Below are 14,203 nucleotides of genomic sequence, written 5' to 3' on the forward strand. Positions count from 1 at the left end.
GCTCGGTCACTTGCTTGACCGCTTCGATCTTGAATTCTTCGGGGTAACGCTGGTTGCTCATGGCACCTCCTAATGGGCCTCATTATGAGGCTTGGAGGTGTCTACGAAACTAGGGGCGATTCAATCTGTCCTTTTCAGCTACCCGCGAATCTCAACTCGAACGTGGTTGTCTTTGCCCGCGCTGCTAGGGACGAAAGGGTCAACAATAAAGTTTTCGATTCGGCGCTCAATAAAAATGAGCGCGAAGCGATGGCGAAAATTGAACGTTCTAAACCTAAGCCATCAGAGTCAAAACGGACACGGGCTTCTCGACCTCCTGTGGCTTCTGATCAGGATCTGGCCGGTGCATTTCACCAAGTGCTCCAGACATTGAAGCCTCCGACCAAGCCGCAGAAGCCTAAGTAGAAGCAAGTGTATGGATAGCTCTGAAGAGAAAATGCTCCACAGGCATATTTTGAGATACAGATGACCAACCGCGACCACTACCTGTACCTGCTAGACCGCTACGGGATCACGCAGGCCAAGAGCGCAACGCTCATTTCCGCGGTGACCCAGCGACCCTGTGCTGCTCGCACGGTTCGCTCCTGGTTGAATGACCCGGATAAGCCAAGCTCCAAGCCGGGAGGCCCTCCCGATTGGGCATTGCAGGGGCTGCTGAAGGCTATTGAGTACATCGAAGCTGCAATGGCCAGCCGGGCAACGGTGCAAGATCAAGCAAGGGTTGGCAAGGCCTGATGCTCAGCCAGAGAACACTCATGAAGCCATGAACTGTATGGGCCCCTGAGTATGCTGAAGCCAGCGCAAATCGGGGCTCGACAGTTTTTATTGGCAAATGATTAGGGCCCAGAGCGGCAATTTGAGGTTTGCGACAGTTTTGAAGCTTTGTCAGAACTGCCTGGAGACCCTGATTTTCGGGGAAGGTTTGCGACAGTTTTTATTGTCTAAAACCACGCTCGAGCGCGGCGCTGCCTTGATTCCTGTCGGCAAATTGCCTTGGCTGCTGGGGAGCGCCGCGTTCTCGCCGGCGTGTCAGGCAAGGAGAAGGCGCATGCTGGCCATTCACGAGGCCTGGAAGGCCGGGCTGTTGCGGCGCGAGCACTGGCTGCGCAACGTGGTTGCCGGGGTGATTGTCGGGGTGCTGGTGTACAGCATCGATGGCCCATTGTTCTTCGGTGCGGCGGAAACCTTCGAGCGGGTGCTCGCGCATATCCACACCGATCCGCGCGCGCTGGTCATCCGACTGCGGCGGGTGCCGTTCATGGATATCACTGGCTTGCAGATACTGGAGGAAGTCATCCAGCAGCTGCAGCGCCGGCAGATCCGCGTGGTGCTCTGCGAGGCCAACGCGCGGGTGCTGAGTAAGCTGGGCAAGGCCGGGATCTTGCAGCTGATTGGCAGCCAGCACTATCACGCCGACTTCTCCACGGCATTAAGCGCTTGCGTCGGCGAACAAGCGGGATAACGATAGAAATGGTCTGTTGAACCTATAGCGTGGACAGCCACTCAACTGGACTACGCTTCCTTTGTCTACTGGACGGGGGGTTCTCCTATGCTGGCGCAACTGCAGCCGGCCCTGAGCGGACTTAAGCTGCCTGTGCGGCTTCGCCTGTGGGACGGTAAGGAACTCGACCTCGGCCCCGAGCCGAGCGTCACTCTGGTACTGCACGACCCGAGTATCGTCGCGCAGCTGAGCAATCCCAGCCTGGATTCGCTCGGCCAGGCCTATGTCGAAGGCAAGCTCGGCCTGGAAGGGCCAATGAGCGAGGTGATCCGCATCGGCGATGCGCTCAGCCTGGCGCTGGGCGATGGTTCGACCTCGGCGCCGACCCGCGAAGGTCACGACAAGAGCACCGACGCCGAAGCGATCTCCTACCACTACGACCTGTCCAACGAGTTCTACGCGCTGTGGCTGGACCGCGAGATGGTCTATTCCTGCGCCTACTACGAGACCGGCAGCGAAGACCTCGAGCAGGCGCAACTGGCCAAGTTGCGCCACCTGTGCCGCAAGCTGCGCCTACAAGCCGGCGACTACCTGCTGGATGTCGGTTGCGGCTGGGGCGGCCTGGCGCGCTTCGCCGCACGTGAATGCGGCGCACGGGTGCTCGGCATCACGCTGAGCAAGGAGCAGCTGGCGCTCGGCCGGCAACGGGTCAAGGACGAGGGCCTGGAGGGCCAGGTCGAGCTGCAGCTGCTCGACTACCGCGACCTGCCGCAGGACGGCCGCTTCGACAAGGTGGTCAGCGTCGGCATGTTCGAGCACGTCGGCCACGTCAATCTGCCGCTGTACTGCCAACGCCTGTTCGGCGCGGTGCGCCCCGGCGGCCTGGTAATGAACCACGGCATCACCTCCAGATACCTCGACGGCCGGCCGGTGGGCCGCGGCGCCGGTGCGTTCATCGACCGCTACGTATTCCCCCACGGCGAACTGCCGCACCTGGCGCGGATGGTTGGTGACCTCAGCGAGGTGGGCCTCGAGGTGGTCGACGTGGAAAGCCTGCGCCTGCACTACGCACGTACCCTGAATTTCTGGAGCCAGCGCCTGGAAGGTCGGCTGGACGAGGCGGCGCGGCTGGTCAGCGAGCAGACCCTGCGCATCTGGCGGCTGTACCTGGCCGGCTGCGCCTACGCGTTCAGCCAGGGCTGGATCAACCTGCACCAGATCCTCGCGCTGAAGCCGCTGCCCGGCGGCGGTCACGAGCTGCCGTGGAGCCGCGCCGACCTGTACCGCTGAAGCCGCTCAGAGAATCGGCGAAATCAATCGGGCGACGCGCATGCCCAGCTGGCGCAGGCGGTTGATCTGTTGGTCGTCCTCTTCGCGCAGCTCGCGCGCCAGGGCGAAGTCGGCCTCCAGCATGTCCTGCACCCGCGCGGCGAAGCCGCTGTCGTGCACCAGCAGCATGATCTCGAAGTTCAGCCGGAACGAGCGGTTATCCAGATTGGCGCTGCCCACCGCGGCGCTGCAGTCGTCGATCAGCAGCACCTTCTGATGCAGGAAGCCCGGCAGGTAGCGGAAGATGCGCACCCCGACGCGCAGCGCCTCGAAGGCGAACAGGCTGGAGGCGGCATAGACCATGCGGTGATCGGGGCGCGCCGGCAGCAGGATGCGCACGTCGACGCCGCGCAGCACTGCCAGGTGCAGGGCGGCGAACACCGCCTCGTCGGGGATGAAGTACGGCGTGGTGATCCACAGGCGCTGGCGCGCGGCATTGATCGCCTCGACGAAGAACAGCGAACAGGTGTCCTGCGGATCGGCGGGGCCGCTGGCGAGCAGCTGGCAGAGCATCTCGCCGTTGCCGAAGTCCTCGGCGAGCAGCAGCGGCGGCAGGCGGCGCGCCGCCCAGTACCAGTCCTCGGCGAATGACTCCTGCAGACAGGTCAGCACCGGCCCACGCAGTTCGACATGGGTGTCGCGCCACGGCGACAGCGGCGGCTTGCCGCCGAGGTACTCGTCGCCGACGTTGTGGCCGCCGAGGAAGCCGATCGTACCGTCGACCACCACCACCTTGCGGTGATTGCGGAAATTCAGCTGGAAGCGATTGATCAGCCCACGTCGGGTGGCGAAGCTGCGCACCTGCACGCCCCCGGCGCGCAGGCGCTCGCCGTAGGCGCGCGGCAGGTCGTGGCTGCCGATGCCGTCGTAGAGCAGGAATACTTCGACCCCGGCGGCGGCGCGCGCCAGCAACAGGTCGGCGAGGCGCCGGCCGAGCGCATCGTCGTGGACGATGAAGAACTGCACCAGCACCACCTGTTTGGCCGCGGCGATGGCAGCGAAGATCGCCTCGAAGGTCGCCTCGCCATTGATCAGCAGGCGCACCTGGTTGTGCGCCAGCGGCGGCATGGAACCCAGGCGCGGCATCGCCAGCAGGTTGCCGGAATCCAGCGAGCGGCGCGCGGCGACCGCTTCGCTGACCCAGTCGCGCCAATCCAGGCCGGCCATCGCCACATGCATCTCACGGTTGGCCTGACGGCGCGCGCGGATGTAGGCGTCGAAGCTGCTGCGGCCGAACACCAGGTAGGGCAGCAGGGTCAGGTAGGGCATGAACAGCAGCGACAGCGCCCAGGCGATCGCGCCTTGCGCGGTGCGCACGGTGAATACCGCGTGCAGCGCGGCGATCACACCGAGGACGTGGGTGAGGGCGATCAGGTAGCCGAACAGGTGGGGGATGCCGAACTCCATGGCGCGATCTGCATGCGAAGACCCCTACAGCCTAACCGAGGCGCCGGCGAATTGCCGGCGGGTTCCACGTGAAACCCCGTTAGCGCGCCATCCACACACCCTTGCTCTGCCGTTCGCAGTAGGGCTTGAGGTAGTTGGCGTCGCTGGCCACGCCGTAGTAGTGGATGTCCTGGCGGTAGGGCAGGTTGGAGACCTGGGCGTTGCGGCATACGCCGAACGAGCCGCCCGGGCACTGGGCGACGAACTCCACCTCGACCTTCTGGCCCTTGAGCTGCGGCTGGCAGAAACCGTCGCGGAACAGTTGCGGCGGAATGCTCTGGTTCTGCTGGCAGACTTTCACGTCCAGGCGGTCGCCCTGGCTGTGCACCACGCAGGCTTCGGCGTGCGCCAGCAGCGGCAGGGCGGTGAAGAGCAGGGCGAGCAAGGGGCGCATGGACGGTCTCCGCAAATCGATGCGCCGCACTCTAGGGCTTTCCCAATCCCCTCGACAAGCGGCAGGATGCGCAGATGCTCACTCAGATTCCTACTCACCTGATCGGCGGCCCGCTCGGCGCCGGCAAGACCAGCCTGCTCCGCCAACTGCTCGCCCAGCGTCCGCCGCACGAGCGCTGGGCCGTGCTGATCAATGAATTCGGCCAGATCGGCCTGGATGCCGCGCTGCTCAGCGAGGCCGCCGCCGGCGTGCAGCTCGCCGAGGTGGCCGGCGGCTGCCTGTGCTGCGTCAACGGCGCGCCGTTCCAGGTCGGCCTGACCCGCCTGTTGCGCCAGGCGCGGCCGCAGCGGCTGTTCATCGAACCGTCCGGCCTCGGCCATCCCGCCGAACTGCTGCGCCAGTTGCGCGCCGCGCCGTGGCAGAGCGTGCTCGCCGTGCAACCGCCGGTGCTGGTGCTGGATGCCGCTGCGCTAGCCAGTGGCGCAGCGTTGCCGGACAGCCAGCAGGCCGCACTCGGCGAGGCGGCGTTGCTGGTGCTGAACAAGGCCGAGAGTCTCGATGCTGCGGCGCGCGCGCAACTGGGGGCGCAGCTACCGGCCATCCCACATTACTGGACCAGTCAGGGCCAGCTGCCGTTTGCCGCACTGCCCGGCCATGCGCTGCACGCCGGCACCCCGGCGCTGGAGCACTTGGCCCAAGGCGCGACGCCGCTGGCGGCGATGTGGCGCGATCCCGCCGAGCCGCTCTGCCAGGTGCAGGCGCTGGCCGACGGCTGGAGCATCGGCTGGCGCTGGCACCCTAGCCAGCAGTTCGAGCTGCCGCGCGTGCAGCAGTGGCTGGCCGCACTGCCCTGGCAGCGCGCCAAGCTGGTTCTGCACAGCGCTGCGGGCTGGTACTCGGCCAATGCGCTGGGCGGCGAAGCGCTGGCCTGGCGCAATAGCGAATGGCGCAAGGATTCGCGCCTAGAGCTGATCTTCAACACCGCCCAGGACGCCGCCGCACTGCAGGCCGGCATGGCCGCCTGCCGGGCCAGTGCCGCTTAGCGCGCGGCGCTGCTCAGCTCGGCGCTGGGGTCGTCGGCGAACACTAGGTTGAAGCAGGCATTGCCGCCCTTGAACTCGAGGCTGTCGCCGTTGCGGTGGCGCAGCAGGTTGCCGTCCCAGGTCAGGTCGGCAGGGGCGATGCCCGGGCCGAAGACGATGAAGTTGTTGAAGCGCCAGCGGTATTCAAGCTGCGCGGCGCCCGGTGTGCTGGCGGCGTCGAAGCGTGCGTTGTGACAGGTCTTGTCGAGGATGTCGTGGCCCCAGCCGCGCTCGAACAGCAGCACGTCGGCGCCCCAGCCAGCATCCAGGCTGTCGTCGCCGCTGCCGCCGTAGATCAGGTCGTTGCCCCAGGCATCGTCGAGCAGGTCCTTGCCGCCGCCGCCGTAGAACTGTGTATTGCCGAAGCCGCACTCGGCGATGTTTGGCCCGTCGTCGCCCTGCAAGGCGCTGTCGCCATGGCTGGGGCAGACCAGTTGGCCGCGTGCGTCGGCGACGATCGCCGGGCGCGAGGCGAGGTCGAGCGGCTGCAACTCGAGCAGCGTGCCGCCACTGGCCATGTCCATCGAGGCGAGTCGCGGCGGCAGCACGCCGCGCTCGATCAGCTGGCGCACGACGTTGCGTAGGTCGTCGACGCTGTGCACCTGCGCGGCGTTGGCTGGCGCCGGCGCGGCCTCGGCGACCGCGGTCACCGGCACGGCAGCCGGCGGTGCCGGCGTGGTCGGGCTGGGCGTGGCCAGCGGGGTGGCGAACGGCGGGCTGTTCAGCGCCGGCGCGTAGCTGCCCTGGAAGCTCTGCACCTGCAGCCCGGTGACCTGTTCGGTGGCGGCGATCAGGCTGCGGAACTGCGCCTTCTCGTCGTTCTGCCAGGCGTAGCCGTACAGGCTGCAGGTCTGCACGCGGCTGAGCTTGACCAGCTCGATGGTGGCCAGCGGCCGGGTCAGGCCGAGTGCGCGCTTGAGCCGGCCGCCCCAGCTCGGATCCGCGCGACGCTGCAGGCGCACTTCGGCGACCGCGTCGGCGACGAAGATGCGGCGGATGTCGGCGTCACTGGCCAGGCTGAGGTTCCAGATGCTGCGGTCATAGCTGGTCAGCAGCAGGTTGGCCGGCTGCGCGCCGGCGCCCAGTTCGATGCGCGGCATACCGCCGTACACGCCGAACAGCTGCAGCGCCTGTTGCGGCGCGCTGGCGCGGCGACTGACGAAGGCCGAGAGCTTGTCCTGCGAGCGGTCGTCCACGCTGTTCGGCAGGGTCGCAGTCTGCCACGCCTGCTGGCGCAGGGCCTGGCAGTCCAGCGCGGGTGCCGGCCAGGCGGCGAAATCGCGGCGGTTGAGGGGCGCTTCCTCGGCCGGCAACTGCGGGATCAGCCACAGGGCCAGCAACAGGGCGCCGGCCAGCGCACTGGCCAGGGCAAGCAGAAGGGTACGCATCGTTCACATCCGTGTGGTTGGCGAAGCGCGCAGCTTAGCAAGGCCGCGGTTTTTCCGCCGCGCGCCGGGCGGCTAAACTGCGCGCCTGACGTTCGAGAGCTCCGCGATGATTCTGCACCCTTGGTCCCACGCCAGTTCCGCCGGTTTCACCCTGCGCGGCTGGCACAGCGAACCCTCCGGCAAGCCGCTGCTGCACTTCCTGCATGGCAACGGCTTCTGTGGCCGCACCTACGAACCCCTGCTCAAGCGCCTGGTCGGCGAGTTCGACCTGTGGCTGTGCGACAGCCAGGGGCATGGCGACAGCGACCACGGCGGCCGTTTCCACGGCTGGAACCGCAGCGCCGAACTGGCCGTGGAGGCCTTCGAGGCCGGGCGCGGGCGCTTCGGCGCGGTGCCGCGTTTCGCCGTCGGGCACAGTTTCGGCGGGGTGCTGAGCAGCCTGATCCTCGGCAAGTGGCCGACGCTGTTCGAGCGGGCGGTGCTGCTCGATCCGGTGCTGTTCAGCCCGACCATGATCGGCGTGATGAGCTTCGCCGAGGTGCTTGGCGTGCACCGCAAGACCAGCATGGCGGCGCGTGCGGCGGCGCGGCGCAGCCGCTGGGCGGATCGTCCGGCAGCCTACGCCGCATTGCACGGGCGCGGCATCTACAAAGGCTGGACCGACGATGCGCTGTGGGCCTTCGTCGATCACGCGTTGGGCGAGGTGGATGGCGGCGTGCAGCTGAAGTGCCGGCCGAGTCGCGAGGCGGAAATCTTCTCCTCGACACCCAAGCGCCTGTGGTCGTCGCTGAACAAGATCGTCACGCCGAGCCTGCTGCTCTACGGCCGCCACACCTATCCGTTCGTGGTCAAGTCGGCGGCGCGCCTCAGCGCCGCCAACGGCCATGTGCGCGCCCACCAGGTCGAGGGCGGGCACTGCTTCATGCAGGAGTTCCCCGAGGACAGCGCGGCGCGGGTCGCCGACTTCCTGCTGCAGCGCAGCTAGGCCCCCAGAACGCAACAACCCGCTGGGCGGCGGGTGCCGCCCAGCGGGTTGTCGTGACCAGCAGCGCGCGCTTAGCGGTCGTGGTGCAGGTAGCTGGCCTGTTTGGGCAGGCGGAAGCTGACCAGGAAGGCGATCGCCAGCATGAACGACACGTACCAGTAGAAGTAATCCTCGTGGCCGATCGACTTCAGCGCCAGGGCGACGTACTCGGCGCTGCCGCCGAACATCGCGTTGGCGATCGCGTAGGACAGGCCGACGCCCAGCGCGCGCACTTCCGGCGGGAACATCTCGGCCTTCACCAGGCCGCTGATCGAGGTGTAGAAGCTGATGATCGCCATCGCCAGGATGATCAGGCAGAACGCCGCGACCGGGCTTTCGATGGTCTTCAGGGTCAGCAGGATCGGCACGGTGCACAGCGCGCCGAGCGCGCCGAACCACTGCATCGAGGCACGCCGGCCGATGCGGTCGGACAGCGCGCCGAACGCCGGCTGCATGACCATGTAGCAGAACAGCGCGAAGGTCATCACCCCGCTGGCGGTCTTGGCGTGCATACCGACGGTGTTGACCAGGTATTTCTGCATGTAGGTGGTGAAGGTGTAGAAGATCAGCGAGCCGCCCGCGGTGTAACCGAGTACGGTGAGGAACGCCGCCTTGTGGTGCTTGAACAGCCCGGCCAGGGTGCCGGCTTCCTTGTTACCGCGGGTCTCGGCGCTGCTGGTTTCCTCCAGCGAGCTGCGCAGGTACAGCGAGACCACCGCCGCCAGGGCGCCGACGACGAACGGGATGCGCCAGCCCCAGGCCTTCAGCTCGGCCTCATCGAGCAGTTGCTGGAGGATCACCACCACCAGCACGGCGAGCAGCTGGCCGCCGATCAGCGTGACGTACTGGAACGAGGAGAAGAAGCCGCGCTTGCCCTTGAGCGCCACTTCGCTCATGTAGGTCGCGGTGGTGCCGTACTCGCCACCCACCGAGAGGCCCTGGAACAGCCGTGCGGCGAGCAGCAGCGCGGGGGCCGCCACGCCGATGCTGGCGTAGGTCGGCAGGCAGGCGATCACCAGTGAGCCGGCGCACATCATCAGCACCGAAATCAGCATTGAGCGCTTGCGCCCGTAGCGGTCGGCGACGCGGCCGAACAGCCAGCCGCCCACCGGCCGCATCAGGAAGCCGGCGGCGAACACCCCGGCGGTATTGAGCAGGGCCACGGTGGGGTCATCGGAGGGGAAGAACGCCGGGGCGAAGTAGATGGCGCAGAAGGCGTAGACGTAGAAGTCGAACCATTCGACCAGGTTGCCGGACGAGGCGCCGACGATGGCGAAGATCCGCTTGCGCTTCTCCGCGGCGGTGTAGAGGGGTTCATGGGCAGTCATGGACGGGCCTCCGCAGGGAGACGGCGGGCAGCGAAGCCGGCGCAGGGCATGGCATACATGGGCGGGTACCTTCTTGTGGTTGTAAGGGTCGCACGGAGGCGGCCGTGGACAGGCTGATGGCAAGACCTGTGCCAGCAGCCGAAGGCCCGGACTAGAGCGGTTCACGCGGGGAATGTGGGTGGCGATGAGCGGAATCTTGCCGATCCGCGCAGGGCTATAGGCGGAAATCCGCCGATCAGAAGAGGGCTAGCCGAGGAACTCGTCGCGGCTCAGGCCGTGGCGCTGCATCTTCTCGTTGAGGGTGCGGCGTGGCAGCTGCAGGGCGTCCATCACTGCCTTGATCTCGCCTTTGTGGCGGCTCAGTGCGGCGCGCAGGCACTGCGCCTCGAAGGCTTCCAGCTGGGCGCTCAGCGACTGCCCGGCGGCCGGCGCTCCGGCGGCCGGCTCGTCGACGCTCTGGCCGAGGCCGAGCACGTGGCGTTCGGCGGCGTTGGCCAGCTCGCGCACGTTGCCCGGCCAGTCATGGCCGAGCAGGCGCGCCAGCGCGTAGGCCGACAACGGCGTGACCTCGCGGCCGAGGCGCTCCGCGGCGGCCTGGGCGAAGTGCTCGAACAGCAGTGGGATGTCCTCGCGGCGCTCGCGCAGCGGCGGCAGGCGCAGCTCGGCGACATTCAGGCGGTACGCCAGGTCCTCGCGAAAGCGCCCGGCGCGGGCTTCCTCGAGCAGGTCCGGCTTGGTCGCGGCGATCACCCGCAGGTCCACTGGGATGCTCTGGTTGGAGCCGAGGCGCTCCAGGCTCTGCTCCTGCAGCACGCGCAGCAGCTTGACCTGCTGGGCCAGCGGCAGGCTCTCGATCTCGTCGAGGAACAGGCTGCCGCCGTCGGCGTGCTCGATCTTGCCGATGCGTTTGCCCTGCGCACCGGTGAACGCGCCGCTCTCGTGGCCGAACAGCTCGTTCTCGAACAGCGCCTCGGGGATCGCCGCGCAGTTCAGCGCCACGAACGGCTTGGCGCCGCGCGGGCCGAAGTCGTGCAGGCAGCGGGCAACCAACTCCTTGCCGCTGCCGGTCTCGCCGCGGATCAGCACGTTGACCGGGGTCGGCGCCAGTTCCATCACCTGGCGGCGCAGCTGCTGCATGGCCGGCGAGAAGCCGAGCAGGCGCGAGTCGATGCGCTGGCGCAGGTCGGCTTCCTCGCGCAGGCGGCGGTTCTCGAGGACCAGGCGGCGCTTGTCGACCGCGCGGCGCAGGCGCTCCAGCAGGGTCTCCGGGCTGAAGGGTTTTTCCAGGAAGTCGTAGGCGCCCTGGCGCATGGCGTCCACCGCCATTGGCACGTCGCCGTGGCCGGTGAGGAGGATCAGCGGCAGGTCGCGGTCGAGCTGCTGCACGCGCTGCAGCAGGCCGAAGCCGTCGAGGCCGGGCATCCGCACGTCGCTCAGCACCACCCCGGGGAAGTCGCGGCCGAGGCGCGCCAGGCCGGCCTCGGCGCTGGCGAACGGCAGCACCTCGAAGCCGGAGAGCTCCAGCCACTGCTGCACGGCGTCGCGGATGCTCGCTTCGTCGTCGATGACCATTACCGCATTCATCTGCTGTCCTCGTCGGGGGCGGCCGGCAGGCTCAGGCTGAAGCAGGCGCCGGCGTCGCGGTTGTGCGCCTCCAGGCGGCCGTCCAGTTCCATCACGATGCCATAGGATACCGCCAGGCCAAGGCCCAGGCCTTCGCCGACTGGCTTGGTGGTGAAGAATGGGTCGAACACCCGCGGCAGGTCCTCGGCGGCGATGCCGCCACCGTTGTCCTGCACGTCCAGCTGCCAGCCGTCGGCGGTGGCGTGCAGGCTCACCTGCAGGCGCCGATCTGACAGGCCGGCCATGGCGTCGAGGGCGTTGCGCAGCAGATTGACCAGCACCTGCTCGAGACGGATCGCGTCGCCGCGCACCCAGGCCGGGCGGGTCAGCTGCAGCTGCAGCTCGACGGCTTCCTGGTGCAGGCGCGCCTCGAGCAGCTGCAGCGCGCGGTCGACCACCAGCGCCAGGTCGAGGCGCTCGCGCAGGCCGCCGGGGCTCTTGCGCGCGAAGGTCTTCAGGTGCCCGGTCAGCGCGCTCATGCGCGCCAGCTGTTCGTCGAGGCGCTGCAGCACGGCGGCGGCCTGCTCGCCGCGGTCCTGCTCGAGGAGCAGGCGCAGGCTGGCCAGCTGCATGCGCTGGGCGGTCAGCGGCTGGTTGATCTCATGGGCCAGGGCCGCCGACATCTGCCCCAGGGCGGCCAGCTTGGCGGCCTGCACCAGGCCGTCCTGGGCAGTGCGCAGCGCGGCGGTGCGCTGCTCGACCAGACGTTCGAGTTCCAGACGGCTGCGCTGGCGCAGGCGTGCCAGGCGCCAGCGCTGGTGCAGGAACAGGCCGAGGAACACCAGCGCCAGCCAGGCGCCGGCGGCGCCCAGCGCGGCGCTGCGCCCGGCCTGCGCGGCCTCGCGCGGTTCGCGCAGCAGGTGCAGGGTCCACTGCTCGCTGGGCAGCGGCAGCGCCTGCCACAGGTAGTCGCGGCGCCCTTCCGGGCCGCGCACCCGCGCCAGCCGGCGCTGCTCGCCGAGCGGCTGCAGGGTCCGGTGGGTGAGCGGCTGCAGCGGTTGCTTGTCGTACTGACGGGTGGCAGCCAGTTCGGCGCGCGCCGCGGCGTCCAGCGGCAACAGCTCGCGGTAGCGCCAGCCCGGGCGGTTGGCGATGAACACCACGCCCTTGGCGTCGCTGACCAGCAGGATGTCCGGGCTGGCGCTCCACTCGCGTTCCAGCTCGGGGAATTCCAGCTTGACCACGATGGCGCCGAGGAAGCCGCCTTGCGCGTCGCGCACCGCGCTGGACAGGAAGTATCCGGGAATCCCGCTGGTCACGCCGACCGCGTAGAAGCGCCCGGTGCCCTGGCTGCGGGTCTCCAGGAAGTACGGGCGGAAGCCGTAGTTGTGCCCGACGTAGCTGTGCGGGCCGCGCCAGTTGCTGGCGGCGATCGCCAGGCCGTTGCGGTCGAGCAGCTCGAGGGTCGAGGAGTGCGCCGCGCCGTTGATGGCTTCCAGCTTGTGATTGATGCGCGCCTGGCTGGCGGCATCAACCGGCGCGGCCAGCGCCTCGCGCAGTTCCGGGTCGAGGGCCAGCACCGCCGGCAGGGTGCGGTAGCGGTCGATCAGGGTGCGCAGGTTGTTGAGGTACAGGCCGAGCTGTTCCTCGGCCTGGTTGGTGCCGCTGTGCAGTGCGCGCTGGCGCGCCTGGTGCTGGGCGAGGCCGGCGCACAGGGCCATGCCGACCAGGATCAGCAGCACGGCGAGGGTCAGGCGCAGCGGGCGCGACGGCAGGCGGCTCATGGCGGATTTCGCTGCAGGGTCGGGCGGCTCACTGGTCGTGATGGCGGCGCCAGTCGGTCAACGACACGACATTGCTGTTCAGCGGCGGATGCTCAAGCACCGGCGCTTGCTCGACGGCGGCCTCGGCGCGCGCGTCGAACGGGTAGGGGGCCAGTTCGATGCCGCCGAGGTGGCGACCGAACAGCACGATGCTGCCGGCATGGCGCTGTTCGCCGGTGACGGTGAACTCGAAACCGTAGACCCGCGCCAGGCGACGGCGGCCGCGCGCATCGGGGAGCAGGGCGACGCGGCGCAGGGCCACCGCGCCGTCGAGCAGCAACACGTCGGCGCGCGTGCAGTGCTGCTTGACCAGCTCCAGGGCGCGCTCGCGCAGGCCGTGGGCGTGCCACAACCAGGCAGCGGCGGCGGCGAGCAGCATCAGGACGGTCATGTCACCCAGGGTCAGCATGGCGGTACCGGTCAAACATCCAAGAGAGCCTCAGCTTACCATCGCCGCGCCGGGTCGATAGCGCGATACTGCCGCTTTGGTCAGCCGGATATCGCCTTATGTCGCCCCCCCCGCACCTGCTCAGCATCCAGTCCCACGTGGTGTTCGGCCACGCCGGCAACAGCGCCGCGGTGTTCCCGCTGCAGCGCATCGGCGTCAACGTCTGGCCGCTGAACACCGTGCAGTTCTCCAACCACACCCAGTACGGTCAGTGGGCCGGCGAGGTGCTCGCCCCGGAACAGATCCCGGCGCTGGTCGAGGGCATTGCGGCGATCGGCGAACTGGGCCGCTGCGACGGCGTGGTGTCCGGCTACCTCGGCAGCGCGGCGCAGGGCCGGGCGATTCTTGCCGGGGTGGCGCGGATCAAGGCGGCCAACCCGCGCGCGCTGTACCTGTGCGACCCGGTGATGGGCCATCCGGAGAAGGGTTGCATCGTCGCCCCGGAAGTCAGCAGCTTCCTGCTCGAGGAGGCCGCGGCGGTAGCGGATTTCCTCTGCCCCAACCAGCTCGAGCTGGACAGCTTCGCCGGCCGCACGCCGCGCTCGCTGGATGACTGCGTGGCGATGGCCGAAGCGCTGCTGGCACGCGGCCCGCGCGCGGTGCTGGTCAAGCACCTGAGCTACCCGGGCAAGGCGCCCGAGGCCTTCGAGATGCTGCTGGTCAGCGCTGGCGAGCGCTGGCTGCTGCGTCGTCCGCTGCTGGCCTTTCCGCGCCAGCCGGTGGGCGTCGGTGACCTGACCTCGGCGCTGTTCCTCGGCCGCGTGCTGCTCGGCGACAGCCTGCTGGCGGCCTTCGAGTTCAGCGCCGCGGCGGTGCATGAGGTGCTGCTGGAGACCCAGGCCTGCGCCAGCTACGAGCTGCAGCTGGTGCGCGCCCAGGACCGCATCGCCCACCCGCGCCTGCGCTTCGCCGCCCAACGCCTGTAAGCACGCCGCCT

At 68.4% G+C, this 14,203-nt stretch carries 12 protein-coding genes and 1 pseudogene; 6 read left to right on the top strand and 7 right to left on the bottom strand.

Going from position 1 to position 14,203, the window contains the following annotated elements:
- The first annotated feature begins 465 nt into the window (after positions 1-465).
- The 3 genes and pseudogenes from JQX08_RS21875 (at position 466) to cfaB (ending at position 2,731) form a co-directional block, all read left to right on the top strand.
- On the top strand, positions 466-735 hold the full coding sequence (locus JQX08_RS21875) for a hypothetical protein (protein ID WP_205350579.1): 270 nt from the start codon (positions 466-468) through the stop codon (positions 733-735).
- A 397-nt stretch (positions 736-1,132) separates the two neighbouring features.
- Positions 1,133-1,462: pseudogene (locus JQX08_RS22310) on the top strand (sodium-independent anion transporter); the annotation flags it as partial.
- Positions 1,463-1,549: 87 nt separating this feature from the next.
- Positions 1,550-2,731 (top strand): C17 cyclopropane fatty acid synthase CfaB, encoded by a 1,182-nt coding sequence (gene cfaB, locus JQX08_RS21885; protein WP_205350581.1) that lies wholly within the window; start codon positions 1,550-1,552, stop codon positions 2,729-2,731.
- A gap of 6 nt (positions 2,732-2,737) precedes the next feature.
- Here the strand turns inward: cfaB and cls are convergent, their stop codons facing one another.
- Both cls and JQX08_RS21895 read right to left on the bottom strand, forming a co-directional pair.
- Positions 2,738-4,177, bottom strand: a complete 1,440-nt coding sequence (gene cls / locus JQX08_RS21890; protein ID WP_205350582.1) for a cardiolipin synthase — start codon at positions 4,175-4,177, stop codon at positions 2,738-2,740.
- 79 nt (positions 4,178-4,256) lie between these two features.
- Entirely contained in the window at positions 4,257-4,610 is a 354-nt protein-coding gene (locus JQX08_RS21895) for an NADH:ubiquinone oxidoreductase (protein WP_205350583.1), read from the bottom strand.
- A gap of 74 nt (positions 4,611-4,684) precedes the next feature.
- Here JQX08_RS21895 and JQX08_RS21900 point away from each other — a divergent pair, with 74 nt between their 5' ends.
- Positions 4,685-5,653 carry a CobW family GTP-binding protein gene (locus tag JQX08_RS21900; RefSeq protein ID WP_205350584.1) on the top strand — a complete coding sequence of 323 codons (969 nt, stop codon included), beginning with the start codon at positions 4,685-4,687 and terminating at the stop codon, positions 5,651-5,653.
- Here the strand turns inward: JQX08_RS21900 and JQX08_RS21905 are convergent.
- Positions 5,650-7,080, bottom strand: coding sequence for a calcium-binding protein (locus JQX08_RS21905; protein WP_205350585.1), 1,431 nt, complete (start codon positions 7,078-7,080; stop codon positions 5,650-5,652). The two genes, JQX08_RS21900 and JQX08_RS21905, sit on opposite strands and share 4 nt — an antisense overlap.
- A gap of 106 nt (positions 7,081-7,186) precedes the next feature.
- On the opposite strand from JQX08_RS21905, the gene JQX08_RS21910 reads away from it, so the two are divergent.
- Positions 7,187-8,065: an alpha/beta fold hydrolase gene (locus JQX08_RS21910; protein ID WP_205350586.1), complete on the top strand. Its 879-nt coding sequence runs from the start codon at positions 7,187-7,189 to the stop codon at positions 8,063-8,065.
- Between the two features lie 71 nt (positions 8,066-8,136).
- Here JQX08_RS21910 and JQX08_RS21915 read toward each other — a convergent pair whose 3' ends face one another.
- The 4 genes from JQX08_RS21915 to JQX08_RS21930 all read right to left on the bottom strand — a co-directional run bounded on the left by JQX08_RS21915 (position 8,137) and on the right by JQX08_RS21930 (position 13,227).
- A complete protein-coding gene (locus JQX08_RS21915) occupies positions 8,137-9,432 on the bottom strand; it encodes an MFS family transporter (protein WP_205350587.1) in 1,296 nt (431 codons plus the stop codon).
- A gap of 246 nt (positions 9,433-9,678) precedes the next feature.
- A complete protein-coding gene (locus tag JQX08_RS21920) occupies positions 9,679-11,016 on the bottom strand; it encodes a sigma-54-dependent transcriptional regulator (protein ID WP_205350588.1) in 1,338 nt (445 codons plus the stop codon).
- Complete coding sequence (locus JQX08_RS21925) at positions 11,013-12,779, bottom strand: ATP-binding protein (RefSeq protein ID WP_205350589.1); 1,767 nt, start codon at positions 12,777-12,779, stop codon at positions 11,013-11,015. Before JQX08_RS21925 ends, JQX08_RS21920 begins: the two co-directional genes overlap by 4 nt.
- Before the next feature lie 28 nt (positions 12,780-12,807).
- Positions 12,808-13,227 carry a DUF3301 domain-containing protein gene (locus JQX08_RS21930; RefSeq protein WP_205350590.1) on the bottom strand — a complete coding sequence of 140 codons (420 nt, stop codon included), beginning with the start codon at positions 13,225-13,227 and terminating at the stop codon, positions 12,808-12,810.
- A gap of 98 nt (positions 13,228-13,325) precedes the next feature.
- Between JQX08_RS21930 and pdxY the strand changes: the two genes are divergently transcribed.
- A complete protein-coding gene (pdxY, locus tag JQX08_RS21935) occupies positions 13,326-14,192 on the top strand; it encodes a pyridoxal kinase PdxY (protein ID WP_205350591.1) in 867 nt (288 codons plus the stop codon).
- The last annotated feature ends 11 nt before the right edge of the window (positions 14,193-14,203 follow it).

Source organism: Zestomonas insulae (genome assembly GCF_016901015.1).
Lineage (GTDB): Bacteria > Pseudomonadota > Gammaproteobacteria > Pseudomonadales > Pseudomonadaceae > Aquipseudomonas > Aquipseudomonas insulae.

What these genes read in the sequence shown, in the direction of transcription:
- JQX08_RS21875 (WP_205350579.1), top strand. Translation starts at nt 466, where the DNA reads ATGACCAACCGCGACCACTACCTGTACCTGCTAGACCGCTACGGGATC.
- cfaB (WP_205350581.1), top strand. Translation starts at nt 1,550, where the DNA reads ATGCTGGCGCAACTGCAGCCGGCCCTGAGCGGACTTAAGCTGCCTGTG.
- cls (WP_205350582.1), bottom strand. Translation starts at nt 4,177, where the DNA reads ATGGAGTTCGGCATCCCCCACCTGTTCGGCTACCTGATCGCCCTCACC.
- JQX08_RS21895 (WP_205350583.1), bottom strand. Translation starts at nt 4,610, where the DNA reads ATGCGCCCCTTGCTCGCCCTGCTCTTCACCGCCCTGCCGCTGCTGGCG.
- JQX08_RS21900 (WP_205350584.1), top strand. Translation starts at nt 4,685, where the DNA reads ATGCTCACTCAGATTCCTACTCACCTGATCGGCGGCCCGCTCGGCGCC.
- JQX08_RS21905 (WP_205350585.1), bottom strand. Translation starts at nt 7,080, where the DNA reads ATGCGTACCCTTCTGCTTGCCCTGGCCAGTGCGCTGGCCGGCGCCCTG.
- JQX08_RS21910 (WP_205350586.1), top strand. Translation starts at nt 7,187, where the DNA reads ATGATTCTGCACCCTTGGTCCCACGCCAGTTCCGCCGGTTTCACCCTG.
- JQX08_RS21915 (WP_205350587.1), bottom strand. Translation starts at nt 9,432, where the DNA reads ATGACTGCCCATGAACCCCTCTACACCGCCGCGGAGAAGCGCAAGCGG.
- JQX08_RS21920 (WP_205350588.1), bottom strand. Translation starts at nt 11,016, where the DNA reads ATGAATGCGGTAATGGTCATCGACGACGAAGCGAGCATCCGCGACGCC.
- JQX08_RS21925 (WP_205350589.1), bottom strand. Translation starts at nt 12,779, where the DNA reads ATGAGCCGCCTGCCGTCGCGCCCGCTGCGCCTGACCCTCGCCGTGCTG.
- JQX08_RS21930 (WP_205350590.1), bottom strand. Translation starts at nt 13,227, where the DNA reads ATGCTGACCCTGGGTGACATGACCGTCCTGATGCTGCTCGCCGCCGCC.
- pdxY (WP_205350591.1), top strand. Translation starts at nt 13,326, where the DNA reads ATGTCGCCCCCCCCGCACCTGCTCAGCATCCAGTCCCACGTGGTGTTC.